This is a genomic window from Kaistia defluvii (assembly GCF_026343955.1).
Lineage (GTDB): Bacteria > Pseudomonadota > Alphaproteobacteria > Rhizobiales > Kaistiaceae > Kaistia > Kaistia defluvii.
The window spans coordinates 470,579-494,112 of record NZ_JAPKNI010000004.1; the positions used below are offsets into that span (position 1 = coordinate 470,579).

Below are 23,534 nucleotides of genomic sequence, written 5' to 3' on the forward strand. Positions count from 1 at the left end.
TTTCCGTTCCTCTCCAGAGGCGCGGCGCGGTATCTCGCGCTGTGCGTGGCCTGGGTGCCCTGCTCGTCGCGGCAACGCTTGGCCTCGGCCTCACGCTGACGGCGCCGGTCGACAGCGCTTACGCCCAATCCAGCCCCGGAACGCTCGGCTTCGGCGCCGACAACCTGCCGCGTCCTTCCAAGGACGCGCAGATGGTGCTCGAGTCCGACCAGCTGGTCTATGACTACGACAAGGCCGCCGTCGCGGCCGTCGGCAAGGTCAAGATCTACTATGACGGCTATACGCTGGAAGCCGACCGCGTCACCTACGACCAGAAGAACAAGAAGATGCGCGCCGAAGGGCGCGTGAAGATCGTCGACAGGACCGGCGCGGTCATCACCGCCGAAACGATCGACATCACCGACGATTTCGCCACCGGCTTCGTCAATGCGCTCCGGCTCGATACGCCGACGCAGACGCATTTCGCCGCCGAAAAGGCGCTGCGCGACCAGGGCAAGACCACGACCTTCTATCGCGGCGTCTACACCGCCTGCGAACCCTGCCGCGAACGCCCGGAAAAGGCGCCGATCTGGCAGGTGAAGGCCGCCCGGATCATCGTCGATCACAACGAGCACATGGTCTATTTCAAGCGCGCCTCGCTTGAATTCCTTGGCATGCCGATTGCCTATTTCCCGGCCTTTTCGGCGCCCGATCCGACGATCAAGCGCAAGAGCGGCTTCCTGTTCCCCTCGGCGGGCTACAAGAAGACGCTCGGCGCCTTCATCCAGACGCCCTATTTCTGGGCGCTGGCGCCGAACTACGACCTGACGCTGGCCCCGGCCGTCTACACCAACCAGGGCTTCCTGGCGGATGTCGAATGGCGGCACCGGGTGGAATACGGCCAGTACTCGCTGCGCATGGCCGGCATCAACCAGCTCAACCCCGACGATTTCTACGACGAGGGAACCCGCAATTCCGGCGTCAAGGACTTCCGCGGCGGCGTGAAGACCGAGGGTGAGTTCTATCTCAACCGCTACTGGACCGTGGGCTGGGATGCGACGCTGCTCAGCGACCGCACGTTCAGCCGCGACTACAGCCTGCTGTCGACCAACACCGACATCAACGTCTCGAACGTCCACCTGACCGGCATCAGCGAGCGCAATTATTTCGATGCGCGCCTGCTGTATTTCCAGGTTCTGACGAACGACGAGGACATCAAGTACGACCAGGGCCGGCAAGCGATCGTTCACCCGGTGATCGACCACAGCTATCTGTTCGATAATTCGGTTCTTGGCGGCCAGCTGTCGATCAAGTCGAACCTGACCAGCCTGTCGCGCGACGAGACGGACATCGTCAACAACAACGGCAACGGCATCACCGTGGCCGAGGGCGTGACGAACGGCGTGCTCAACGACGACGCGCACATTCTGGGCCTTTCGGGCAACTACAACCGCCTTAGCTCCCAGGTGACGTGGCAGCGCAGCATGGTCGGCCCGCTGGGCATGATCTTCAAGCCGTTCGGCTATCTGCGCGGCGACGGCTACTATCTCAACCAGGACCAGATCATCGCCGGCCTGAATGACGACGGAAGCTATTTCCGCGGCATGCCTGCGGTGGGCGTGGAATGGCGCTGGCCGATCATGGCGGCCGGATTGTCGTCGAGCTTCCTGTTCGAGCCGGTCGCCCAGATGATCGTGCGTCCGAACGAGCCGATGGCAGGCAAGTTGCCGAACGAAGACGCGCAGAGCCTGGTGTTCGACGATTCCAGCCTGTTCGACTGGGACAAGTTCTCCGGCTATGACCGCATCGAAGGCGGCACCCGCGTCAATGTCGGCTTCCGCTATCTCGCCAGCATCGGCCAACTCGCCACCATTCAGGGCGTCGTCGGCCAGTCCTACCAGGTCGCGGGCGAAAACCCGTTCGCGGTGCAGGATCTGACCGCGACCGGCGCCGTCTCCGGCCTCGAGACGGATGTCTCCGACTTCGTCGCCGGCGTCACGCTCGATACCGGCTATGGCTACTTCCTGACCGCGCGCGGCCGCTTCGACAACGAGAACCTCGACGTCAACCGCGCGGAGCTGACGGCAACCGGCAAGTTCGGCGACCTCACGGCATCCGCTTCCTACCTCTTCCTGCGCGAGCAGCCCGCGATCGGCAACGATTCCCGGACCGATACGATCAGCGGCAAGGCATCCTGGCAGATGACCGACACCTGGCGCGTGTTCGGCTCGGTCGCCTGGGACATCGAGGGGGACCAGATGGCCTCCAGCGGCATCGGCATCGCCTATGACGACGAGTGCACGACCTTCTCAATCGCCTATAGCGAGATCCGTCAGGACTACACCGACCTGCAGACTTCCAAGCAGCTGATGGTACGCCTGGAACTGCGGACTCTCGGCGGCACGAAGCTGCATAGCGACGTCGGATCCCTGACGAGCAACAACACCAGCAACTGATCTTCATGGTTTCGCCGGATTTGCAGGGTCTATCCAGTCGAAATGAACGCCTCCCGTGGCGGCAGGGCGAGTCGGCACGCCAGCACGCCGGCGGCACGCCGCAGCTGACAGGATTCGGATATTGGCCATGCGTAATCGAATGAACCTCCTTCTTCTGCCGGCTCTCGCCATTGCCTTGGGCCTGGGCTCGATCAGCCTGCCGAGCACGGCTTCGGCGCAATCGGCCGTGCGGGCCACCGTCAACGACCAGCCGATCACCTCCTATGACGTTGGCCAGCGCATCAAGCTGATGAAGCTTTTCCGTCAGCCGAGCGGCGACAAGGCCGTGCTCAACGAGATGATCGACGAGGTGCTGCTGGATCAGGTCGCGAAGCGACGCGGCATGAGCGTGCCGGATTCGATGGTCGAGGAGCGCTTCAACGGCATCGCCAAGCAGGTCAAGCTGCCACCGGCGCAGTTCGCCAAGGCGCTTGCCTCGCAGGGCGTCCAGGCCGAAACCCTGCGCAAGTTCCTGCGCGCGCAGATGACCGGCGCCATGGTGGTGAAGGCCAAGGCGCGCAGCATCAAGGTCAGCGAAGCGGACGTGCAGGCGCAGATCGAGAAGGAAGGCATCCAGACCGAGACGGCGACGATCCGCGAATTCAAGCTGCAGCAGATCGTCTTCGTCGTGCCCAAGGGCTCGTCGCCGGGCTATGTCGGCCAGCGCCAGCGCGAGGCCGAGGCCTTCCGCAAGCGTTTCAGCGGCTGTGACAACAGCCTGGCCCAGGCCAAGGCGTTGAAGGGCGTCGTCGTGCTCAACATGGGCCGCCGCGACACCACGCAGATCCAGGGCCCAGCCGGCGATGCGCTCAAGTCGGCTCCCGTCGGCGGCACGCTGAAGCCGGACGTCACGGAGCGCGGCGTCGAGGTGATCGCCGTCTGTGAAGCCAAGGATATCCGCAGCTCGGCCGGCGTGCGCGCCGAGATCGAGGAAAAGCTTACGGCAGAGCAGAGCAAGAATGTCGGCAAGGATTTTGTCGCCGAGCTCCGCAAGGACGCCAAGATCAACTACAAATAGTCGAGTCCTGCGCGTCTGCCGCGCTCTTCAAGTGAGACGACATGGTTGATTCCGCCTCGTTCCTGCCGCTTGCCCTCACCATGGGAGAACCGGCCGGCATCGGTCCCGACGTGACCCTGGCCGTCTGGCGGGAACGACGCGAGCGTCGCCTGCCGCCTTTCTACGTGCTGGCAGACCCCGAGGCACTGCGGGTTCGTGCCGCGCTGATGGGCCTCGATATTCCGATCGAGACCATGACAGCCGCCGAGGCCGTCGACGCCTTCGACCGCGTCCTGCCGGTGGTGGCGCTGGAATCGCCGGCTGTCGCCGCCCCCGGCGTTCCCGAGCGCAGCGCCGCGCGCGGCGTGATCGAGGCGATCGCACGCGCCGTCGGCGATGTTCGCGCCGGCGCTGCCTCCGCGCTCGTCACCAATCCGATCAACAAGAAGGCCCTGTTTGACGCGGGCTTCCAGCATCCCGGGCACACCGAGTTCCTGGGCATGCTGTCGGCGGCCTGGAGCGGGTCGCCGGCCCATCCGGTGATGATGCTGGCCGGGCCCGGCCTGCGCGCCGTGCCGGCCACGATCCATGTGCCGATCTCGGTCGTGCCGGGCATGATCACCGAGGAAATGCTGATCCGCACCGGCCGGACCATCGACCACGACATGCGCCGTCGCTTCGGCATTCCGACGCCCTGCATCGCCGTTGCCGGCCTCAACCCGCATGCCGGCGAAGGCGGCGTGATGGGCACAGAGGACGATGCGGTGATCCGCCCGGCCGTGGCGGCGCTTCGCGCCGAGGGCATCAATGCCATCGGTCCGCTCGCGCCCGACACCATGTTCCATGCCGACGCGCGCGCCCGCTATGACGTGGCTCTGTGCATGTATCATGATCAAGCGCTGATCCCGACCAAGACCATTGCGTTCGCCGAGACCGTGAACGTCACGCTGGGCCTGCCCTTCGTGCGCACCTCGCCGGACCACGGCACGGCGTTCGATATCGCCGGCACCGGAAAGGCCGACATTTCGAGCCTCGCGGCTGCCCTGCGCCTGGCCGACGAACTGGCCCGCCACGAGGCCGAATACCGCCAGCACGAGCACGTCGAGGGCGTCGCTTCGTGACGCTGGCGCAGGACGGCCTCCCTCCCCTTCGCGACGTGATCGCCACGCATGGCCTGCAGGCCATGAAGCAGCTCGGCCAGAATTTTCTGCTCGACCTGAACCTGACCGGCCGCATCGCACGCGCCGCAGGCCCGCTCACCGGCGTGACGGTGATCGAAGTCGGCCCGGGCCCCGGCGGGCTGACGCGCGCCCTGCTGGCGGAAGGCGCCGAGAAGGTCATCGCCATCGAGCGCGACCGCCGCTGCCTCGATGCGCTCGCCGAAATCGCCGCGCATTATCCCGGCCGCCTCGAGGTGATCGAAGGCGACGCGATGCAGGTCGACATGTCGAAGCTGGCGACCGGCCGCGTGCGGATCGCCGCCAACCTGCCCTACAATATCGGCACGCCGCTGCTGCTCGGCTGGCTACAGAGCGAGCCGTGGCCGCCCTTCTACGAGAAGATGACGCTGATGTTCCAGCGCGAGGTCGCGGAACGCATCGTCGCCACGCCGGAAGACGACGCCTATGGCCGCCTCAGCGTGATCTGCGGCTGGCGCAGCGAGGCGCGCATCCTGTTCGACATTTCACCCAAGGCCTTCACGCCGCCGCCCAAGGTGGTGTCGTCGGTGGTCGAGATCGTCCCCCGCGCGACGCCGCTCGAATGCAGCCGGGCAAAGCTGGAGCGCGTCACGGCCGCCGCCTTCGGCCAGCGCCGCAAGATGCTGCGCCAGAGCCTGAAGAGCCTCGGCACGGATCCGCTGCCGCTGCTGGCCGCCGCCGGCATCGTGGAAACGGCCCGAGCCGAGGAGATCGACGTCGCCGGCTTCGTCCGCCTCGCCAACGCACTGCCCTGATCCGCCGGAGACCGCTCCTGCCCCGGCGCAAGAGCGGCGCCGACCTGTCGCGGGAGCGCGTTCCGACCGGCGGGCCGAACCCCGCTTGCCGCCTAGTCCTTGGTCTCGCAGGTCGTGGCCTTGCCGGCGATGGTCAGCGTCGCGCCATTGCCCTTGATCCAGAACTCGATGTCGTCCTTCGTGTAGCGGCCGCCATCCGCGGAGACCGCCTGCGGCAGGGTCACGGCCTTGCCGTCGGCGAGCGTGAGGTCGACGAAACCATCGGCCTGGTCCGGCGGGCTGAAGCGGGCGGTCACCGTGGTTCCGTCCACGCACCGATAGGCGAAGGTCTTTGCCGGCACGCTGGCAGCGGCCTCGGCGGCAACGGGCTCGGCGGTCGCTGCATCGGCGGGCATCAGGTCGGCCGCATGCGCGTGGGTCGCGAGCGTCCCGGCAGCGAAGGCAAGGGCAAGAGCGAGGCACGGGCGTAGAGGATTCATAGTCGGCTCCAGATTGTCATGGGCCGTCAAGTGTCGCAGCGCTCCCGGTCAAAGGCAAATGGCGCGGCACCGGCAGCGCCCTTCCCCTCCGGCGAGCGGCGACAATGGCCGGGACGGACGGCTCCCACGATCGTGACCGGCGTGGGCTGCGGCCGCCCCTACTTCTGCTCGAGCAGATCCGCCACAAACCCTTCCAGCCAGGTCGTGCGGGCGCGGCGCATGCGCTCGGCATACAGGATGGCCTGCGCCTTCTCCAGCGAGGTCTGGAGGTCCTTGTTGATCAGGACATAGTCGTAGTCGCGCCAATGCTGGATCTCGGCCCTGGCGTTCGCCAGGCGCTTGGCGATGACATCGGGGGCATCCTCGGCGCGACGGACCAGGCGCGACGCCAGTTCCGCCATGGTCGGCGGCAGCACGAAGATGCGGACGAGATCTTCCGGCATCGCCCTGGCGACCTGGTCGGCGCCCTGCCAGTCGATGTCGAACAGCACGTCCTTGCCGGAGGTCAGCCAGGCCTCGACCGGAGCTCGCGGCGTGCCGTAGCAATTGCCATGAACCTCGGCCCATTCCAGCAGTTCGCCCGTGTCACGCAGCTTGTTGAAGGTGGGCTGGTCGATGAAGTGATAGTGCACGCCGTCGATCTCGCTCGGCCGGCGCGCGCGCGTCGTCACCGACACGGAGAGAACGATATCCTTGTCCTCCGCCATCAGGTGGCGGGCAATGGTCGACTTCCCCGCGCCGGATGGCGAGGACAGGACCAGCATCAAGCCACGCCGCGAGGGGGAATTTCCGGCAACCGACATCAGGGACTTCCTATTCGAGGTTCTGGACCTGCTCGCGCAGCTGATCGACGGCGGCCTTCAGGTCGAGACCGAGGGCCGTCAGGGAGCGATCATTCGCCTTGGCGCAGAGCGTATTGGTTTCGCGATTGAATTCCTGGGCGAGGAAATCGAGCTTGCGGCCGACCGCTCCGCCCTCGGCAAGCAGCGCCCGGGCCGCGGCGACATGAGCGGTCAGGCGGTCGAGTTCCTCGCGGATGTCGGCGCGGGTCGCCAGCAGCGCCGCCTCCTGGTGCAGCCGATCGGGATCGAGCGCCGGCGATGCGTCGAGCAGCGCCGCGACCTGATCGGCGAGCTTTTTCCGGATCGCCTCGACGGTGCGCGCCGGCGACGCTTCGGCCGCCGCCGTCAGGCGTTCGATCTCGTCCATCCGCGCGTTGAGGACGGCGCCAATCGCCGCGCCCTCGCGATTGCGGGCCGTGACGAGTTCGGCAAGCGCCGTATCGAGATCCGCGAGCAGGTCGGCGGCAAGCGCCTCGGCGATGGCGGGATCGTCCTCGGCATCGACGGTTTCGAGAATGCCCCGGATCGACAGGAGGCCGTCCAGAGTCGGCGGGGCGGCGTCGATCTCGGTGCCGACGCGACGGACAAGATCCAGAACCTGGCGCAGCAGTTCCTCGTTGACGCGCAGGGCCTGGGCCGTCGTCTCGCGCTGCAGGCTGAGCCCGACCTGAAGATTGCCGCGCTGCAGCAGCTTGCCGATGCGCTCACGGGCCGGCTGGTCGAGATGATCGAAGCTCGGCGGCAGCCGCAGGCGGATGTCGAGCCCCTTGCCATTGACGCTGCGCAGTTCCCACGTCCAGCGATAGCCATGTCCCGCGCCGGCAGCGCGCGCGAAGCCGGTCATGCTCGTCAATGCCATCGGAATTCCCCGGCTATGAATGGTCTTCGGCCATGAAGGATTGCCGGTCAGGCCCCCGGTTTGGAGCGGCGACAGTAATGCGCGCGCCAGGAGCGCTCAAGGGCGCAGCCCAGGATATCCTGCATACCGACACACGGACCAAGGCCCTTATGGTCTATGGTCTGAGCCAGACTTGGCCGCTGGGCGCGATCTCCACCATCCGGCCGAACCATTCTGCTGGGGAACACGCATGCAATCCATACTGAAACTGTCGCTTATCGCCCGTTACAGCGCCTTCGCAATCTGTGTGCTGGCCGCGGTGGTCCTGCCGCTGATTCCGATGGACGCCACGCTCAACTTCCTGCTCACGATGATCTTCGCGGCGTTGAGCGTGCTCGGCGTCTACGACCTCATCCAGACCCGCCACGCGATCACGCGCAATTATCCGGTCATTGGCCACATGCGCTTCCTGGTCGAATCGGTGCGGCCGGAGTTGCGGCAATATCTGTTCGAATCCGACTCCGACAAACTCCCCTTCTCGCGGGCAGAGCGCTCGCTGGTCTATCAGCGCGCCAAGAACGAAGCCGATCAGCGCCCGTTCGGAACCCTGCTCGACGCCTATGCCCAAGGGTATGAGTTCATGGGCCATTCGATGCGGCCCGCGCCACTGCAAGACCCGGAAAGCTTCCGCATCACCATCGGCAACGAGCAGTGCGGGAAGCCCTATTCCGGATCCGTCCTGAACATATCGGCCATGAGCTTCGGCGCGCTGTCGAGCCACGCCATCATGGCGCTGAACCGGGGCGCCAGGCTCGGCGGTTTCGCGCAGGATACCGGCGAAGGCTCGATCAGCCCATATCATCGCCGATATGGTGGCGACCTCGTCTGGCAGATCGCATCCGGCTATTTCGGCTGCCGTAACGATGATGGCAGCTTCTCGGCGGAGAAGTTCGCCGCGCAGGCCGCCGACGACCAGGTCAAGATGATCGAGCTCAAGCTGAGCCAGGGCGCCAAGCCGGGGCATGGCGGCATCCTGCCTGCCAACAAGGTGAGCCCCGAGATCGCGGCAACCCGCGGCATCCCCGTTGGCATGGAGTGCGTTTCCCCCGCCGCGCATTCCGCCTTCGCGACGCCGACCGAAATGATGGCGTTCATCGCCCGGCTGCGCGAGCTTTCCGGCGGCAAGCCGGTCGGCTTCAAGCTCGCGATCGGTCAGCCCTGGGAATTCATGGCGATCGTCAAGGCGATGCTGAAGACCGGCATCATCCCGGATTTCATCGTCGTCGACGGCGCGGAGGGTGGCACGGGCGCCGCCCCCGTCGAGCTCACCGACCATATGGGCACCCCGATGCGCGAGGCGCTGCTCCTCGTCCACAACACCCTGGTCGGCGCCGGATTGCGTCGGCATGTCCGGATCGGCGTCGCCGGCAAGATCGTTTCCGCGTTCGACATCGCGGCGGTGCTGGCGATCGGCGCGGACTGGGTCAATGCGGCGCGTGGGTTCATGTTCGCCGTCGGCTGCATCCAGTCGCAGAGCTGCCATACCAACAAGTGCCCGACAGGCGTCGCGACACAGGATGCGTTGCGTCAGCGCGCACTCGTCGTTCCGGACAAGGCCGAGCGCGTGGCGACCTATCACCGGAATTCGCTGCATGCGCTGGCGGAACTGCTGGCGGCGGCCGGTCTGGAGCATCCATCCAGCCTCAAGCCGCATCATGTGGCGCGGCGGGTCAGTTCCAACGAGATCCGACTCTACTCGCAGCTCTTCCCCTATCTGGCGGAAGGCGAGTTGCTGAGGGACGACAGCCCGCACCCCTTCTACCGGCAGGCCTGGGCACTGGCGTCACCGGACGGCTTCCAGATCGCGGGAGAATTGCGCAAGGCAAGCTGATCTCTCCGCGAACCTCGGCCGATCCCACGCTTGCCGATCGGCCGAGGCGCTGGATAGTCTGGGCGCCCGAAGTCTTTGCACGAGAGCGCTTCCATGACGAACCTTCACCACGGCTCCTGCCTTTGCGGGGCGGCACGCTTTGAGATCTCAGGCGATTTCCAGAGCTTCTTCCTGTGCCATTGCTCGCGCTGCCGGAAGGATAGCGGCTCCGCGCACGGGGCGAACCTTTTCTCGACGGAGGCGCGGCTGAACTGGCTGTCCGGTCAGGACAGGGTGAAGACCTTCCGGCTCCCGGCGACGCGACACCAGCGGAGCTTCTGCGCCGATTGCGGGTCAGCGCTGCCCGGCGCCCAGATGGAGGGGGCGCTGCTCGTCGTACCGGCCGGCAGCCTCGACAGCGTCGTGCCGATCCGTCCGAACGCGCATATCAACGTCGCCAGCCGAGCCAACTGGGACGAGCATCTGGAGGATATCCCGCATCTCGACGGGTTGCCCGGCTAGCTGCAGGCAGCCCCGCCCACCCCGGTCCGTCTACGGCTTCGGCGTGGGCACCGGCGCCGCGTCGGTGGCGGCATCGTCCGGCGCATCGCCGTCATCGACGGCATCGCCCGGACCTGCGCTTACCGGGACGGCGTCGCCCTTGGCCTTCTGCTCGGCCAGCCACTTGCGGTAGCGCGCGACATTCTTGCGATGCTCGGCATAGCTCTCGGCGAAGGCGTGGCCGCCCGTGCCGTCGGCAACGAAATAGAGATCCTTGGTGCGCGACGGATTGGCAACCGCGGCGAGCGAAGCCTTGCCCGGATTGGCGATAGGCCCCTTGGGCAGGCCGCTGATCTTGTAGGTGTTGTAGTCGTTCACCGCGTCGAGATCGGAGCGGCGGATCGGCGTGCCGGAGGGAAGGCCACTGCCGCCATAGATGCCATAGATCACCGTCGGATCGGACTGCAGCCGCATGTTGCTGCGCAGACGATTGATGAACACGGCGGCGACGCGGCTGCGCTCGTCGGCAATGCCGGTCTCCTTCTCGACGATCGAGGCGAGCGTCACCAGCTCGGCCTGCGTCTCGATCGGCAGGTCCTTGTCGCGGCTGGTCCAGATCGCCGTCATCACCCGGTCGCGCTCGCGCAGCATCCGGTCGATGATGTTCTGGCGGCTGTCCCCGCGCGAAAAGCGATACGTATCCGGCAGAAGGCTGCCTTCCGGCGGGACTTCCTTGATCTCGCCGACAAGGCCGGTATCGGCATTGAGACGATCGACGATCTGCTGGCTGGTCAGCCCCTCGGGAATCGAGACCGAATAAAGGATCGCCTTGCCGCTCACCATGGCGTTCATGATGTCGCGCATGCTGGAACGCGGCGCGATCAGATAGTCACCCGACTTCAGCTCGTCCTGCAGGCCGGAGGCGCGCACGCCGGCGATGAAGATCCATTTCGACGAGATCAGCCCGCGTTCATGCAATTCCTCGGCGATCTCGCGCAGGCTCTTGCCGCGCTCGATCGACACGGTCCGCGGCTGGCCGAAATGGCTGGCCTGCTCGAAGCGCAGCTTGCCGAAGAAAAAGAGGCCGACAGCACCCAGAACACCGACGACGAGAATCGTCATGGCGAAGTTCATGATGATGACGATCGGGTGGCGGGCCTGCTGGGAGCGCGCCGGCGGCGGCGGCACGCGCTCGGGACGGAGCGCGTCGCCAGGGCTACGTGGGTTGATGCGGTTGCCGAATTCCGCCGAGCCGACCTCGCCGGCATCGCCAGCCTTGTTGTCCTTGGCGCCCGGTTGATTCGTCTCGTTCATCGCACCCTACTTCTCACCTGCTCGACACCCGGACTCGATCCGGATGCCGGGAGGCGACTGTATGGAGGATTATGGCGAAAGCGCGAAGCCGCGCCGTTATTCACCATGCCGGCGGAAGATGAGCGACGCGTTCGTCCCGCCAAACCCGAAGGAATTGGAGAGCGCCACGTCGATCTGCTTCTTCTTGGCGACCTTGGGGACAAGGTCGATAGCCGTCTCGACGGAGGGATTGTCGAGATTGAGCGTCGGCGGCGCGACATTGTCGCGGATCGCCAGCAGCGAGTAGATCGCCTCGACCGCGCCGGCAGCGCCCAGCAGATGGCCCGTCGCCGACTTGGTCGACGACATGGCGATCTTCGAGGCGGCATCGCCGACCACGCGCTCCACGGCCTTCAGCTCGATGCCGTCCGCCATGGTCGATGTACCATGGGCATTGACGTAGTCGATGTCGGAAGGCTGCAGGCCCGCACGCTTCAGCGCGGCCTGCATGCAGCGATAGGCGCCGTCACCGTCCTCGGAAGGCGCGGTGATGTGATAGGCGTCACCGGACATGCCGTAGCCGATCACTTCGCCATAGATCTTGGCGCCACGGGCAATGGCATGCTCGCGCTCCTCGAGCACGACGATGCCGGAGCCTTCGCCCATCACGAAGCCGTCGCGGTCCCGGTCATAGGGGCGCGATGCTTCTTCCGGGCGGTCGTTGAAATTGGTCGCAAGCGCCTTGCAGGCGGCGAAGCCGGCCAGGGCGATGCGCGAAACCGAACCCTCGGTACCGCCGGCGATCATGACGTCGGCATCGTCGAGCGCGATCAGGCGCGCGGCGTCGCCGATCGCGTGCGATCCCGTCGAGCAGGCCGTCACGACCGAATGATTCGGACCCTTGAAGCCGTAGCGGATCGAGACCTGGCCGGAAGCCAGGTTGATCAGGCGGCCGGGAATGAAGAAGGGGCTGATGCGGCGGGGGCCCTTGTCGCGCAGCGTGATGCCGGCCTCGACAATGCCCTGGATGCCGCCAATGCCGGAGCCGATCAGCACACCGGTGCGGATCTGGTCCTCATAGGCGGCCGGCAGCCAGCCCGAATCATGCACGGCCTGGTCGGCCGCGGCCATCGCGTAGACGATGAAATCATCGACCTTGCGCTGGTCCTTCGGCTCCATCCAATCGTCCGGATTGTACTTGCCGTCGGCCTTGTCACCATGCGGGATGAGGCATGCGATCTGAGCCGGCAGGTCATCGACCTGGAAGCTCGTGACCTTCTGGGCGCCGCTCTTGCTGGCAAGAATATTGGCCCAGTTGGCGTCGACGCCGCAACCGAGCGGCGTCACCATCCCCATCCCGGTTACAACGACTCGTCTCATACGCTTCCCCCGATCCGGACCCATACGGGTCCGGCCGTTCTTGTCATTGGCTTAGCTTGGATGAACATCGGCGATCAGCCGGCGTTCTTCTCCAGGAAGCTTACTGCGTCGCCGACCGTCAGGATCGTCTCGGCTGCATCGTCGGGGATTTCCACGCCGAATTCTTCCTCGAACGCCATGACCAGCTCGACCGTGTCGAGGCTGTCAGCGCCGAGATCGTCGATGAAGCTCGCGCCCTCGGTCACCTTGTCGGCTTCAACGCCGAGATGCTCGATGACGATCTTCTTTACCCGATCAGCGATGTCGCTCATGTCTCAAAACCTCGATTGTTCTCTGTCTACTATTGCCGCGACTTCTCGCGCGCTGGAAACCCGGACGTATCGGCAATCCCCCGAAAACGTACCGCGATATCGTCACTAGTCTTCGGCGATCGTCAATCCACACCCGCTCCGCCGCGAAAGCGACGAAGACGCGGCACTGATATTGCGCGGTCCTAACATAGTTTCTGAACCTTGACCAGCCGCCGCAAGGGGGTGTGACAACCCCATCCGAGAGGTCTGCATGAATGCAGATTCCTCAATTAGATCATAGCCATACCACCGTTAACGTGCAGGGTCTGGCCGGTCACGTAGGACGCTTCTTCGGAGGCCAGATAGACCACCGCCGAAGCGATGTCGTCGGCCGAACCCAGACGCTTTGCCGGGACCCGCTCGAGCAACGCGGTGCGAATCTTTTCGTTCAAGGCGTCGGTCATCGCCGTTTCGATGAATCCGGGGGCGACGCAGTTGACCGTAATATTGCGACTCGCCACTTCCTGGGCGAGCGACTTCGACATGGCGATCAGCGCCGCCTTCGACGCGGTATAGTTGCCCTGGCCCGCATTGCCGGTGACGGCGACGATCGAGGTGATCGAGATGATGCGGCCATAGCGGCGGCGCATCATGCCGCGCAGCGCCGCGCGGGTCAGGCGGAAGGCGGAAGTCAGGTTGACGTCCAGCACCTCCTGCCAGGCTTCGTCCGACAGGCGGGCAAACAGCATGTCGCGCGTGATGCCGGCATTGTTGATCAGCAGGTCGAGCTCGCCCATCGCCTCCTCGGCGCGCGGCACCAGCGTCTCGACTTCCTCGGCGACCGAGAGGTTGCACGGCAGAACGTGGACATTGGTGCCCAGTTCCGTCGCCAGCGCCTCCAGCGCCTCGCGCCGGGTGCCGGAGATGGCGACGGTCGCGCCCTGCTTGTGCAGCGCCTGGGCGATCGCCCGGCCGATGCCACCGCTCGCGCCGGTCACCAGCGCGCGCTTGCCGGTCAAATCGAACATGACGACTTCCTTCTGATTACCCTGTTCATCCGTAAGCTTGGCTGCGAAGCGGCCAGCGCTCAAGCGAGACGCTCGATCGCCGCGGCCACGTCGTCGGGCGTGCCGACATTCAGCGTCTGTGCCTCGGGCGCGATGCGCTTGGCAAGCCCCGACAGCACCTTGCCGGCGCCGATCTCGACAAACAGGTCGCTGCCATTGGCCGCGAGCCAGCCGATCGACTCGCGCCAGCGCACCATGCCGGTCACCTGCTCGACGAGGCGGGCACGGATTTCGGCCGGATCGGAGATCGGCGCGGCCAGCACATTGGCGACCAGCGGCACGACGGGCGCGTTGATGGTGACCTTGGCGAGCGCCTCGGCCATCACGTCGGCGGCGGGCTGCATCAGGCGGCAGTGGAACGGCGCGCTCACGGGGAGCAGCAGCGCGCGCTTGGCGCCCTTGGCCTTGGCGATGTCGAGGGCCCGCTCGACGGCGGCCTTGGCGCCGGAGATCACGACCTGGCCGGGACCGTTGTCGTTGGCGGCCTCGCAGACGTCGCCCTGCGCCGCCTCGTTGGCCACCGCCTGGGCGGTCTCGAAATCGAGGCCGAGCAGAGCGGCCATGGCGCCCTCGCCGACCGGAACGGCTTGCTGCATCGCCGTGCCGCGAATGCGCAGCAGGCGGGCCGCATCCGAGATCGACAGGCTGCCGGCGGCGGCCAGCGCCGAATATTCGCCGAGCGAATGGCCAGCGACATAGGCGGCCCTAGAAACGGCGAAGCCCTGGGCCTCCAGCACGCGCAAGGCGGCGAGGCTCACCGCCATCAAGGCGGGCTGAGCATTGGCGGTCAGGGTCAGCGTCTCGATCGGGCCATCCCAGATGACGGCCGAGAGCTTCTCGCCGAGCGCGGCGTCGACTTCGTCGAGCACGGCACGCGCCTCGGCGAAATTGTCGGCGAGCGCCTTGCCCATGCCGACGGCCTGGCTGCCCTGTCCGGGAAAGGTGAGAGCGATCGTCATGGCTGGCCCCGCACGAATTGTTACTGCGATGATAGTCGCGTGTTCGGCGGCGGCTAATCCGCTGTTACGGCCGCCGAGTCAAGTCTCGGGGCGTTTTCGCGGCGGATAGGACCGCGAATTTGGAAGTCCCAAGGGGCGGAATTCGCCAACGCGCCGCTGCGAGGGGAGCCAGCCTTCGCCCATACCGGCGACGCAGCGGCGGCATGGGTTTCGCCTCCCAAAAAACAAACCGGCGGCGGACAGATGTCCACCGCCGGTCTCAAAACGTGGGTCTTCAGACGGGCTTCGGCTTGCGGATGTTGGGCAGGAAGGCCGTCAGCAGGCCCAGCACCGGCAGGAAGGCGCAGACCTGGAACACGAAGGTGATCGAGGTCCAGTCGGCAAGCTCGCCGAGTGCTGCCGCGCCGATGCCGCCCATGCCGAAGGCGAAACCGAAGAACAGGCCGGAGACGAGGCCGACCTTACCGGGCACCAGTTCCTGGGCGTAGACGATGATCGCCGGGAAAGCCGAGGACAGGATGAAGCCGATCACGACCGAGAGCGCGATGGTCCAGCCGAGGCTGGCATGCGGCAGCAGCAGGGTGAAGGGCAGCACGCCGAGGATCGAGAACCACATCACGAACTTGCGGCCGAAGCGGTCGCCGATGGGGCCGCCGGCGATGGTGCCGGCAGCAACCGCCGCGAGGAACACGAACAGATAGAGCTGCGAATCCTTCACCGACACGTTGAACGTCTCGATCAGGTAGAAGGTGTAGTAGCTGGTCAGCGCCGCCATGTAGAAGAACTTCGAGAAGATCAGCACGGCGAGGATCAGGATCGAGCGCACGACCACCTTGTGCGGCAGCGTCTGGACCGGCGGCGCGATGTTCGCCTTCTTGCGCTCCCGCTGATGGTCCCGATACCAGAAACCGACGCGGGTCAGGATCATCATGCCGGCGAGAGCCACCAGCGAGAACCAGGCGACGCTGGACTGGCCGCGCGCCAGCACGATCACGGCGGCGAGCAGCGGGCCGATCGCCGAGCCGAAATTGCCGCCGACCTGGAACAGCGACTGGGCGAAGCCATGCCGTCCGCCGGAGGCCATGCGGGCGACGCGCGACGCCTCGGGATGGAAGATCGACGAGCCCATGCCGATCAGCGCCACCGCGACGAGCAGCATCGGGTAGGTCGAGGCCATCGACACCAGCAGCAGGCCGCAGAGCGTCACGCCCATGCCGACGGCGAGCGAAAAGGGCTGCGGACGCTTGTCGGTATAGATGCCGACGACGGGCTGGAGAATCGAGGCGGTCAACTGGAACGCCAGCTGGATCAGACCGATCTGTCCGAAGCTCAAGGTGAACTCTGCCTTGAGGATGGGATAGATCGCCGGAATGACCGACTGCATCAGGTCGTTCAGCATGTGAGAGATGCTGATGGCCACCAAAATTCCCAGGGAGGTCCGCTCGGCAATGCCGCGGGCGGACGACGCGGGCAAAACTTGCGCGCTCTCGCTCACTTCCAAAGTCCTTGATTGAGGGCGACCTGGGGAAGGGCAGACTTAAAAAGCGGCGATTCCGAAGGTCTTTCCGAGGAAATTCACTATGGCCGCGGCCGATTGGAAAGAAAAGTGCAGAAAAATTGATGCTGTCATAACCAGAATCGATGTTTTGCGATGCCGAAACAGCGCAATCGCTGCACGCGGCGGGATGCGAGTTTTGGCATCAGGGGGATATCCAATCCCGCACAAGGTGCGATAGAGATCCGGGCGGGCACAACCGCCGCGACGATCCGTGACCCCTCGATCGTGACACCAGAGAGAGACGAGGCGATGACCACGGATCCGACCATCCCCACGGAAGCGACCCCGCGAATCGATCCCGTCTTCCGCGGCGGCTCGATGACAGCGGTGTGCATCATCCTCGGCTTCTCGCTGGGCTTCACCGCGCAATGGGCGACCGACGAATCCCCATGGAATCGCTGGGACTATGTCGCCGCTTTCGCGCTCGCTGTCGGCATTCTCCTGCAGATCAGGGCGCTGGCTGACCTGCTCGGGGTCAACTCGCTCGAACTGCCCGTCTACATCCGCGCCAAGAACCGCTTCCTGGCCGGACTGCTGGTGACCGCCCTCTCGATCACCCTGGTGATCATCGTCAACGCCGTCCCGGCCTGAGCATCGGCTTAGGCGCGCAGGGCAGCCGCTGGCGGCTGGCGATAGGCCATCCAGGCCGGTAGCGCCGACAGCAGGGCGGAGACGCCCAGCAAGGCCAGGACCAGGGTGAAATCGGCGCGGGCGAACGCCACCGGCAGCACCACCCCGTTCTCGCGGGTGAAGAGCGCCGACAGCAAGCGTGCCGCGCCATAGCCGAGCGCGCAGCCGGCCAGGATGCCGATCGCGACCAGCACGAACAATTCCAGCCAGACGATGCCGAACAGAGCCAGGCGCGGCGCGCCGAGCGCCCGCAGCGCCCCGATCTGGCGGCGACGCTGGCTGACATGCATCACCGTCACCAGCGCGATTGCCGCGGCGACCAGGAGCTGCGCGCCCAGGGCGACAGCGTTCAGCACGGCCTTGGCATCGCCCAGCGTCGCATAGAGCGCGGTCAGCACCTCGCCCGGAAACACCGCCAGCGTCGCGCCGGAACGGTACTCGCCGCGCAGCTTGTAGGCGTCGGCGAAGGTTCTTGGCTTGACCAGGATGGCCGGGACGCCCGGCGTCGTCTCGCTCCATGGGCCGCCCAGCGCTGCCGTCGGCTCCTCATGGTGAGGAGGATCCCCCTCCGTCGCATCGTCGTGGCCCGATGAATCGTGATCGGATTCGTCGTGCGCATGCGCGCCGCCGGGCTCCATGCCGTGAAGGCCCCAGACCGCCTCGATCGGCACCAGGATGGCGCGGTCCCAGGGCGTACCTGTCGGCGCCATGCGGCCGACGACGCGATAGGCGATCTCGGCATGGGTATGACCGCCCTCGCCCGCCATGCCGTGCATCGGCTTCACCTCCTGGCCAGGCCGGAGCGGCACGGCGGCGCCGATGACGGCCTCGGCGCGCGCGGCAAAAGCCCTGCCCTCGGCCAGGCCGCCGCCGGCGCCGTCGATCAGCGCGGTGGTGGTGCCGACGATCGGGTGGCCATCGAACGAATCGCCAAAGCCGACCGGCGCTGCCCAGAGGACGCGGGGATCCTCGGCAAGGTCATGCAGCACCTTGCCCGAGACGAGCGGCAGCGGCGCTGCCTGCAGGAAGATCGAGGAGAGCACCAGTTGCGTCTCGCTGCCGGCGGCGCCGACGACGAGATCGAATTTGTCTGCCGCCCGTGCGCTGCCGAGGCGCAGCGCGCGCTCCTGGAGCGTCACGGCAACGCCGAGCGCGGTTGCGAGCGCCACCAGCAGGATGACGACCAGCGAGCCGGCCCAGAGGCGGCGGAGATCGGCGAAGACGAAGCGAATCATGCGGCCCGTTCTCCGGCGGGGTCGGCCGCGATGCGGCCTGCGATGAGGCGGATGCGCCGATCCATGCGCTCGATGAGCCGCGCGTCATGCGAGACGACCAGCAGCGTCGCCTTCTCCTCACCGGCCAGTTCCAGCAACAGGTCGCCGACCACGGCCCCGCTCTCGGGATCGAGGCTCGCCGTCGGCTCGTCGGCGATGATGACGCCCGGCTTGCGCAGCAGGGCGCGGGCGACGGCCACGCGCTGCATCTCGCCACGCGACATGGTGGTGACCGGCTGGTCGGGACGGGCGAGCCCCACCCGTCGCATCAGCTCGCGCGCCCGGTCGATATGCGGGGCAACGCTACGCGCCCGCAGCCGGACGGGCAGCAGCACGTTTTCGAGCGCCGACAGGCCGGGGAAGAGATGAAAGTCCTGCATCACCAGGCCGACATTCCCGGCCCGCCACGCATCGCGCGCGCCCTCGGACAGCGTGGCGATGTCGGTATCGTGCCAGCGCACGACACCCTCGCTCGCACGCTCCAGCCCGGTGACGATGTTGACCAGCGTGCTCTTGCCGGAGCCGGAGGGACCGGTGACGGCAACCCGCTCGCCGGGCGCGATTGCCAGCGCCGCGATCGACAGCACCGGCGTCGGCAAGCCCGGGAAAGAGATGACGAGACGTTCGAGGCGCAAACCGAGCATGGGTCAGACTTCGCCGAAGCTGGCGTCGCGCAGGCGCAGCAGACTGACGAAGCCGGTCTCCGGATCGGTCCAGGAACCGTATTCGAGCCTGCCCTTCACCTCGATCACGGCGTTCGGCTGCACGAAGGTCTGCTTCTCGCCCAGATAGACGACGAGGATGTTGTCGGGCCAATCGGCATCGGACGAGCAGAACGGGCAAAGCGCCATCGGGATTTCCGTCAGGACGAAGAACGCCGCCTCGGCCTTGAGCGGCGGCGCCATGAAGCCGCGCATGGTCACGGTCTGCCCGGCCAGTCGCTTGACCTTCTCGGAGAAACTCAGACCGAGGACGCCGACGGAGCCGTAGAGTTCGTCAAAGGTCAGCGTCGGCGCGGCGGCGCGTGCGGGCCATGCGATCCCGGAGGCCGTCGCCAGGGCGACGAACCCGCCCAGCAGCGCATCGCGCCGCGAGATCCGAACCAGCGTCATGGGCTTCTCCTATCGAGTGCGGAAGACCTTCCCTCACCTCGCCCTGAGGGAGAGGTCGACGCACGCAATGCGGCGGGTGAGGGTTTACGGCCTCACCGGGATGGTTCCCTAGCCCTTCACCCGGCTCTTCGAGCCGACCTTTCCCTCAGAGGGAGGTGACGGGCTGGGCACTCCTGAAACAGATCCAAACCTGAATGGAATCGGCTCCGGGCGCCTGCGCCCGAAGCCTGCGTGCGGCCAGAAGCCGGCGGGTCACTTCCTGGCGGGCGCCAGGGCCAGCGCGTCGACGATCACGCGGTAGACGTCGCTCTGCTCCATGTAGCCCTTGAAGCCTTCCGAACCGGGGCCGGTCGACTGCAGCACGACGTCGTCGACGGCATGGACGCCCGAATCGCCCTCGCGGGGGATGTTGCCCTGGACGAAGACGGCGCCGGGAACGTCCTTGTAGGCTTCGTTGGCGACATATTCCTTCTTCTCGTTCTGGACGGCCGGGACGAACGGGCCGTCGAGCTTCGGGCGGAAGGTCTCGTAATGGTCGGGGCCATTGTTGGCGGCGAGGAACAGGCGGCGGCTGACGTCGATCCTGTCCGGATAGCCGTCCTTGTCCGCGTCCGTGTAGTTGGGGAAGCCGGCGTCGGCATAGGTGCCGACCTTTTCGCGCATCTCCGGGCCGGCCTTGTCGTCATCGACCGTGCCGATGATCGAGACGCCGTGCGTGTGGTCGCCCGTGACGACGATCAGCGTGTCCGGGTTCTTCTCGGCGAAGGCGCGGGCCGCGGCGACCGCCTTGTCGAACTCGATGGTCTCGACGACAGCGCGATCCCAATCGAGCGGATGGGACATCTTGTCGATGTTGGCCGCCTCGACCATCAGGAAGAAGCCCTCGGGATTCTTCGAGAGCTGCGCGAGCGCCGCCTCGGTCATCTCGACCAGGCCGGGCTGGTTCGGGAACTTGCCGACCGTGCCCTTCTTCAGGAAGTTGCGGTCGAGCAGCGTGTCCATGTTGCCGGTGTGGAACAGGCCGAGGATCTTGCCGGTATTGGTGCCGGCGGCCTTCTCCAGTTCCGCCTTGTCGGTCGCCAGCGTGTAGCCGGCGTCCTGGAACTGCTTGATGTAGTCCTTGTCGTCCTTGCGCTTGGAGCCGGGCGTCTCCTTGGCGAGGAAATAAGCCGAGCCGCCACCGAGCGCGACGTCCGGCTGGACGTCGAACATCATGCCGGTGATCTCGGCCTTGTCGGCGCGCTTGCGGGTGTGGGCGACAATGGCGGCCGGGGTCGCGTCCTGCAGTTCCGACGTGGTGACGATGCCGATCGACTTCTTGGTCTGGCGGCGCAGCGCCTCGCCCAGGGTCTCGACCTTGGGATCATCCAGCGTTGCCGGCGTACGGTCGGCATAGACGCCGAGCGCGTTCACGGCCGTCTTGTGGCCGGTCATGTAGGCCGACATCGTGTTGGCGCTGTCGGTGGCGATGGCTTCCGTCGACGAGGTGCCGATGAAGGCCATGTGGTCGAGGTCGTCCATGGCGAGGCGGCCGTCGGCCTTGCCCTCGGTCATGCCCTTGGACATGATTCGCGCCGCGGTCCGATGCGCGACGGAGAGGCCGTCGCCGAGCAGGAAGATGACGTTCTTGGCCTTGGGCTTTTCGGCCGTGCCGTAGACGACCCAGGTGACAGATTTGGTCTCGCCGCCGGCCGTCGCCTCGACCTTGTAGTCGCCGGGCGTGGCGAGCACGAGCTTGCGCAGCGTCAGCGCCGAGCCGAGCTTCTTGTCGTTCTTGCCGAGTTCCGTCTCGGTGAAGGTCGCCTCCTGGCCGAAGACCGTCTTGTAGTCCTGGCCATTGACCGTGACCTTGATGTCCTCGGGCTTCACGGTCTCGTTGAACTCGACCTTGAAGTCGAACGGCGAGCCGGCGAGAATCGTGGCGCGGTCCAGCGGATAGACCGTGGTCGCCTGTGCCGTGCCGGCGAGCATGGTCGTCGCAGCCAGCGTGAACAGCAATGTGCGCATCGGGAGCCTCTTCGAAATGGGGGGCCGCGCGGCGGCCTACGGACCGGGCCTAAAAGCTGCGCATGACACCCATGTGAAAGCGCCCGACGAAAGCGCGCGAAATGACAAGCCGGCGTGGAAATGGCGTCGGAGAGCGTCAGGGACGCGGCGGCCGATCCCGAATGAAATCGACAAAGGCGCGCAGCGGCGCCGGAACGAGGCGGCGGCCTGGATAATAGAGAAACGGCCCGGAGAAGCGCTGCCACCAGGGCTCGAGCACCGGCTCCAGCGCGCCGCTGTCGAGATGCGGCCGCAACCAGTCCTCGAACAGATAGAGGATGCCGGTGCCGGCCAGCGCGGCGTCGACGGCAAGGTCGGTGGCCGGCCCCGCCTGCACGATCAGCGGGCCCGAGGGATCGACGCGGATGATCTCGCCCTCGCGCTCGAATTCCCACGCCGCCATCGATCCGCTGGAAAAGCGCCCGCGGATGCAGTCGTGCTCCAGCAAATCGCGCGGATGTTCCGGCCGGCCGCGACGATCGAGATAGGCGGGCACCGCGGCTGTCGCGAAGCGCTGGACGCGAGGCCCGATCGGCACGGCGATCATGTCCTGCTCCAGCCGCTCGTCGTAGCGGATGCCGGCGTCGCAACCGGCCGCCAGGACGTCGACGAAGCTGTCCTCGGCGATGATCTCGAGCCGGATTTCGGGATAGACCGCCAGGAAGGCCGGGACGATATCCGGCAGCACCAGCCGCACGGCACTGACCGGCACGTTCAGTCGCAGCACCCCGGCCGGCCGGTCGCGATAGCCATTGACCACGTCGAGAGCGGCCTGAACCTCGGCCAATGCCGGGGTCAGCCGTTCCAGCAGCCCCCTGCCCGCCTCGGTCAGCTGGACGCTCCGCGTCGTCCGATTGAACAGGCGAACGCCGAGTTGCGCCTCCAGCCGCCGAACCGCCTCGCTCAGCGCCGAGGCACTGCTACCGCTAAGGCGGGCGCCATCCCGAAATCCCTTGGCGCGAGCCACGGCCACGAATGCGTTCAGATCGCCCAGTTCCGTCGTCATTGTTCGCCAATCCGCACAAGCCGTCCGGATTGTATCGGATTATCGGAAATGCCGGCAGCCTCTATCTGTGCGTCACGGAAATGGAGACAGACGATGTCCAAACTTGAAGCAGCCGGCACCCACACGCTCGGCGATCGCACTGTGAAACGCCTTGGCTATGGCGCGATGCAGCTCGCAGGGCCCGGCGTATTCGGGCCGCCCAGGGATCATGCTGCCGCCCTCGCCGTGCTGCGCGAGGCGCTGGCACAGGGCGTCGACCATATCGACACCAGCGACTTCTACGGCCCGCACGTCACGAACCAGTTGATCCGCGAGGCGCTGCATCCCTATTCCGACGATCTCACCATCGTCACCAAGATCGGCGCGCGGCGCGGGGCCGACAAATCCTGGATCCCCGCCTATGAGCCGGCGGAACTGACGGCGGCGGTCCACGACAATCTCCGCAATCTCGGCCTCGACGCGCTCGACGTGGTGAACCTTCGCATCATGTTCGACACGCATGGCCCGGCCGAGGGATCGATCGAGGCGCCGCTCGCCATCCTGGCCGAGCTTCAGCGCAAGGGCCTGGTGCGCCATATCGGCCTCAGCAATGTCACGCCGGCCCAGATCGCCGAGGGGCGGCGGATGGTCGAGATCGTCTGCGTGCAGAACCAGTATAATCTCGCCCATCGCGGCGATGACGGGCTGATCGACGATCTCGCCCGCGACGGCATCGCCTATGTGCCGTTCTTCCCGCTCGGCGGTTTCAACCCGTTGCAGTCCTCGACCCTGAACGACGTCGCGACGCGCCTTGGCGCCACCCCGATGCAGGTGGCGCTGGCCTGGCTGTTGCGCCGCTCGCCCAATATCCTGCTCATCCCAGGCACCGGGTCGGTGGCGCATCTCAAGGAAAACCTGGCCGTCGCCGATCTGGTGTTGCCGGACGATGCGGTCGCCGAGCTCGATGGAATCGGCACGAAGTAAG

Annotated in this window: 22 protein-coding genes; 8 read left to right on the forward strand and 14 right to left on the reverse strand. The window is 66.2% G+C overall.

Annotated features, from left to right (window positions below):
• The first annotated feature begins 41 nt into the window (after positions 1-41).
• The 4 genes from OSH10_RS13160 (at position 42) to rsmA (ending at position 5,425) form a co-directional block, all read left to right on the forward strand.
• Entirely contained in the window at positions 42-2,435 is a 2,394-nt protein-coding gene (locus tag OSH10_RS13160; protein ID WP_266332220.1) for an LPS-assembly protein LptD, read from the forward strand.
• Between the two features lie 127 nt (positions 2,436-2,562).
• Positions 2,563-3,492 (forward strand): SurA N-terminal domain-containing protein, encoded by a 930-nt coding sequence (locus OSH10_RS13165; RefSeq protein ID WP_266332221.1) that lies wholly within the window; start codon positions 2,563-2,565, stop codon positions 3,490-3,492.
• A gap of 41 nt (positions 3,493-3,533) precedes the next feature.
• Positions 3,534-4,592, forward strand: coding sequence for a 4-hydroxythreonine-4-phosphate dehydrogenase PdxA (gene pdxA / locus OSH10_RS13170; protein WP_266332222.1), 1,059 nt, complete (start codon positions 3,534-3,536; stop codon positions 4,590-4,592).
• A 62-nt stretch (positions 4,593-4,654) separates the two neighbouring features.
• A complete protein-coding gene (rsmA, locus tag OSH10_RS13175) occupies positions 4,655-5,425 on the forward strand; it encodes a 16S rRNA (adenine(1518)-N(6)/adenine(1519)-N(6))-dimethyltransferase RsmA (protein ID WP_266332382.1) in 771 nt (256 codons plus the stop codon).
• Positions 5,426-5,517: 92 nt separating this feature from the next.
• Here the strand turns inward: rsmA and OSH10_RS13180 are convergent, their stop codons facing one another.
• The 3 genes from OSH10_RS13180 to OSH10_RS13190 form a co-directional block, all read right to left on the reverse strand.
• On the reverse strand, positions 5,518-5,904 hold the full coding sequence (locus OSH10_RS13180) for an MliC family protein (protein ID WP_266332223.1): 387 nt from the start codon (positions 5,902-5,904) through the stop codon (positions 5,518-5,520).
• Positions 5,905-6,062: 158 nt separating this feature from the next.
• A complete protein-coding gene (gene gmk, locus OSH10_RS13185) occupies positions 6,063-6,707 on the reverse strand; it encodes a guanylate kinase (RefSeq protein ID WP_266332224.1) in 645 nt (214 codons plus the stop codon).
• A 10-nt stretch (positions 6,708-6,717) separates the two neighbouring features.
• Entirely contained in the window at positions 6,718-7,605 is an 888-nt protein-coding gene (locus OSH10_RS13190; protein ID WP_266332225.1) for a YicC/YloC family endoribonuclease, read from the reverse strand.
• 229 nt (positions 7,606-7,834) lie between these two features.
• On the opposite strand from OSH10_RS13190, the gene OSH10_RS13195 reads away from it, so the two are divergent.
• Complete coding sequence (locus OSH10_RS13195; protein WP_266332226.1) at positions 7,835-9,475, forward strand: FMN-binding glutamate synthase family protein; 1,641 nt, start codon at positions 7,835-7,837, stop codon at positions 9,473-9,475.
• A gap of 93 nt (positions 9,476-9,568) precedes the next feature.
• Complete coding sequence (locus tag OSH10_RS13200) at positions 9,569-9,976, forward strand: GFA family protein (RefSeq protein WP_266332227.1); 408 nt, start codon at positions 9,569-9,571, stop codon at positions 9,974-9,976.
• 30 nt (positions 9,977-10,006) lie between these two features.
• Here the strand turns inward: OSH10_RS13200 and mltG are convergent, their stop codons facing one another.
• From mltG to OSH10_RS13230, 6 genes are all read right to left on the reverse strand, one after another.
• Complete coding sequence (mltG, locus tag OSH10_RS13205; protein ID WP_266332228.1) at positions 10,007-11,269, reverse strand: endolytic transglycosylase MltG; 1,263 nt, start codon at positions 11,267-11,269, stop codon at positions 10,007-10,009.
• 96 nt (positions 11,270-11,365) lie between these two features.
• Positions 11,366-12,628 (reverse strand): beta-ketoacyl-ACP synthase II, encoded by a 1,263-nt coding sequence (fabF, locus tag OSH10_RS13210; protein ID WP_266332229.1) that lies wholly within the window; start codon positions 12,626-12,628, stop codon positions 11,366-11,368.
• A 74-nt stretch (positions 12,629-12,702) separates the two neighbouring features.
• Positions 12,703-12,939 (reverse strand): acyl carrier protein, encoded by a 237-nt coding sequence (locus OSH10_RS13215; RefSeq protein WP_104218330.1) that lies wholly within the window; start codon positions 12,937-12,939, stop codon positions 12,703-12,705.
• A 269-nt stretch (positions 12,940-13,208) separates the two neighbouring features.
• Positions 13,209-13,946: a 3-oxoacyl-[acyl-carrier-protein] reductase gene (fabG, locus tag OSH10_RS13220; protein ID WP_266332232.1), complete on the reverse strand. Its 738-nt coding sequence runs from the start codon at positions 13,944-13,946 to the stop codon at positions 13,209-13,211.
• A gap of 59 nt (positions 13,947-14,005) precedes the next feature.
• A complete protein-coding gene (gene fabD, locus OSH10_RS13225) occupies positions 14,006-14,944 on the reverse strand; it encodes an ACP S-malonyltransferase (protein WP_266332233.1) in 939 nt (312 codons plus the stop codon).
• Between the two features lie 274 nt (positions 14,945-15,218).
• On the reverse strand, positions 15,219-16,439 hold the full coding sequence (locus OSH10_RS13230; protein ID WP_266332234.1) for an MFS transporter: 1,221 nt from the start codon (positions 16,437-16,439) through the stop codon (positions 15,219-15,221).
• A gap of 312 nt (positions 16,440-16,751) precedes the next feature.
• Between OSH10_RS13230 and OSH10_RS13235 the strand changes: the two genes are divergently transcribed.
• Positions 16,752-17,093, forward strand: a complete 342-nt coding sequence (locus tag OSH10_RS13235; RefSeq protein ID WP_266332236.1) for a hypothetical protein — start codon at positions 16,752-16,754, stop codon at positions 17,091-17,093.
• 8 nt (positions 17,094-17,101) lie between these two features.
• On the opposite strand, the gene OSH10_RS13240 is transcribed toward OSH10_RS13235, so the two are convergent.
• The 5 genes from OSH10_RS13240 to OSH10_RS13260 form a co-directional block, all read right to left on the reverse strand.
• Positions 17,102-18,367, reverse strand: coding sequence for an ABC transporter permease (locus OSH10_RS13240; RefSeq protein ID WP_266332237.1), 1,266 nt, complete (start codon positions 18,365-18,367; stop codon positions 17,102-17,104).
• Positions 18,364-19,050 (reverse strand): ABC transporter ATP-binding protein, encoded by a 687-nt coding sequence (locus tag OSH10_RS13245; protein WP_266332238.1) that lies wholly within the window; start codon positions 19,048-19,050, stop codon positions 18,364-18,366. The genes OSH10_RS13240 and OSH10_RS13245 overlap by 4 nt, the downstream gene beginning before the upstream one ends.
• Before the next feature lie 3 nt (positions 19,051-19,053).
• Positions 19,054-19,518, reverse strand: coding sequence for a hypothetical protein (locus tag OSH10_RS13250; RefSeq protein WP_266332239.1), 465 nt, complete (start codon positions 19,516-19,518; stop codon positions 19,054-19,056).
• A 252-nt stretch (positions 19,519-19,770) separates the two neighbouring features.
• On the reverse strand, positions 19,771-21,525 hold the full coding sequence (locus tag OSH10_RS13255) for an alkaline phosphatase (protein ID WP_266332241.1): 1,755 nt from the start codon (positions 21,523-21,525) through the stop codon (positions 19,771-19,773).
• Positions 21,526-21,661: 136 nt separating this feature from the next.
• Entirely contained in the window at positions 21,662-22,570 is a 909-nt protein-coding gene (locus OSH10_RS13260) for a LysR family transcriptional regulator (RefSeq protein ID WP_266332242.1), read from the reverse strand.
• Positions 22,571-22,663: 93 nt separating this feature from the next.
• Here OSH10_RS13260 and OSH10_RS13265 point away from each other — a divergent pair, with 93 nt between their 5' ends.
• Positions 22,664-23,533 carry an aldo/keto reductase family oxidoreductase gene (locus OSH10_RS13265; RefSeq protein WP_266332243.1) on the forward strand — a complete coding sequence of 290 codons (870 nt, stop codon included), beginning with the start codon at positions 22,664-22,666 and terminating at the stop codon, positions 23,531-23,533.
• The last annotated feature ends 1 nt before the right edge of the window (position 23,534 follow it).

Bases quoted from the DNA above. Each gene is read 5' to 3' on its own strand.
- OSH10_RS13165 (WP_266332221.1), top strand. From the start codon at position 2,563: ATGCGTAATCGAATGAACCTCCTTCTTCTGCCGGCTCTCGCCATTGCC.
- pdxA (WP_266332222.1), top strand. From the start codon at position 3,534: ATGGTTGATTCCGCCTCGTTCCTGCCGCTTGCCCTCACCATGGGAGAA.
- rsmA (WP_266332382.1), top strand. From the start codon at position 4,655: ATGAAGCAGCTCGGCCAGAATTTTCTGCTCGACCTGAACCTGACCGGC.
- OSH10_RS13180 (WP_266332223.1), bottom strand. From the start codon at position 5,904: ATGAATCCTCTACGCCCGTGCCTCGCTCTTGCCCTTGCCTTCGCTGCC.
- gmk (WP_266332224.1), bottom strand. From the start codon at position 6,707: ATGTCGGTTGCCGGAAATTCCCCCTCGCGGCGTGGCTTGATGCTGGTC.
- OSH10_RS13190 (WP_266332225.1), bottom strand. From the start codon at position 7,605: ATGGCATTGACGAGCATGACCGGCTTCGCGCGCGCTGCCGGCGCGGGA.
- OSH10_RS13195 (WP_266332226.1), top strand. From the start codon at position 7,835: ATGCAATCCATACTGAAACTGTCGCTTATCGCCCGTTACAGCGCCTTC.
- OSH10_RS13200 (WP_266332227.1), top strand. From the start codon at position 9,569: ATGACGAACCTTCACCACGGCTCCTGCCTTTGCGGGGCGGCACGCTTT.
- mltG (WP_266332228.1), bottom strand. From the start codon at position 11,269: ATGAACGAGACGAATCAACCGGGCGCCAAGGACAACAAGGCTGGCGAT.
- fabF (WP_266332229.1), bottom strand. From the start codon at position 12,628: ATGAGACGAGTCGTTGTAACCGGGATGGGGATGGTGACGCCGCTCGGT.
- OSH10_RS13215 (WP_104218330.1), bottom strand. From the start codon at position 12,939: ATGAGCGACATCGCTGATCGGGTAAAGAAGATCGTCATCGAGCATCTC.
- fabG (WP_266332232.1), bottom strand. From the start codon at position 13,946: ATGTTCGATTTGACCGGCAAGCGCGCGCTGGTGACCGGCGCGAGCGGT.
- fabD (WP_266332233.1), bottom strand. From the start codon at position 14,944: ATGACGATCGCTCTCACCTTTCCCGGACAGGGCAGCCAGGCCGTCGGC.
- OSH10_RS13235 (WP_266332236.1), top strand. From the start codon at position 16,752: ATGACCACGGATCCGACCATCCCCACGGAAGCGACCCCGCGAATCGAT.
- OSH10_RS13240 (WP_266332237.1), bottom strand. From the start codon at position 18,367: ATGATTCGCTTCGTCTTCGCCGATCTCCGCCGCCTCTGGGCCGGCTCG.
- OSH10_RS13245 (WP_266332238.1), bottom strand. From the start codon at position 19,050: ATGCTCGGTTTGCGCCTCGAACGTCTCGTCATCTCTTTCCCGGGCTTG.
- OSH10_RS13250 (WP_266332239.1), bottom strand. From the start codon at position 19,518: ATGACGCTGGTTCGGATCTCGCGGCGCGATGCGCTGCTGGGCGGGTTC.
- OSH10_RS13255 (WP_266332241.1), bottom strand. From the start codon at position 21,525: ATGCGCACATTGCTGTTCACGCTGGCTGCGACGACCATGCTCGCCGGC.
- OSH10_RS13260 (WP_266332242.1), bottom strand. From the start codon at position 22,570: ATGACGACGGAACTGGGCGATCTGAACGCATTCGTGGCCGTGGCTCGC.
- OSH10_RS13265 (WP_266332243.1), top strand. From the start codon at position 22,664: ATGTCCAAACTTGAAGCAGCCGGCACCCACACGCTCGGCGATCGCACT.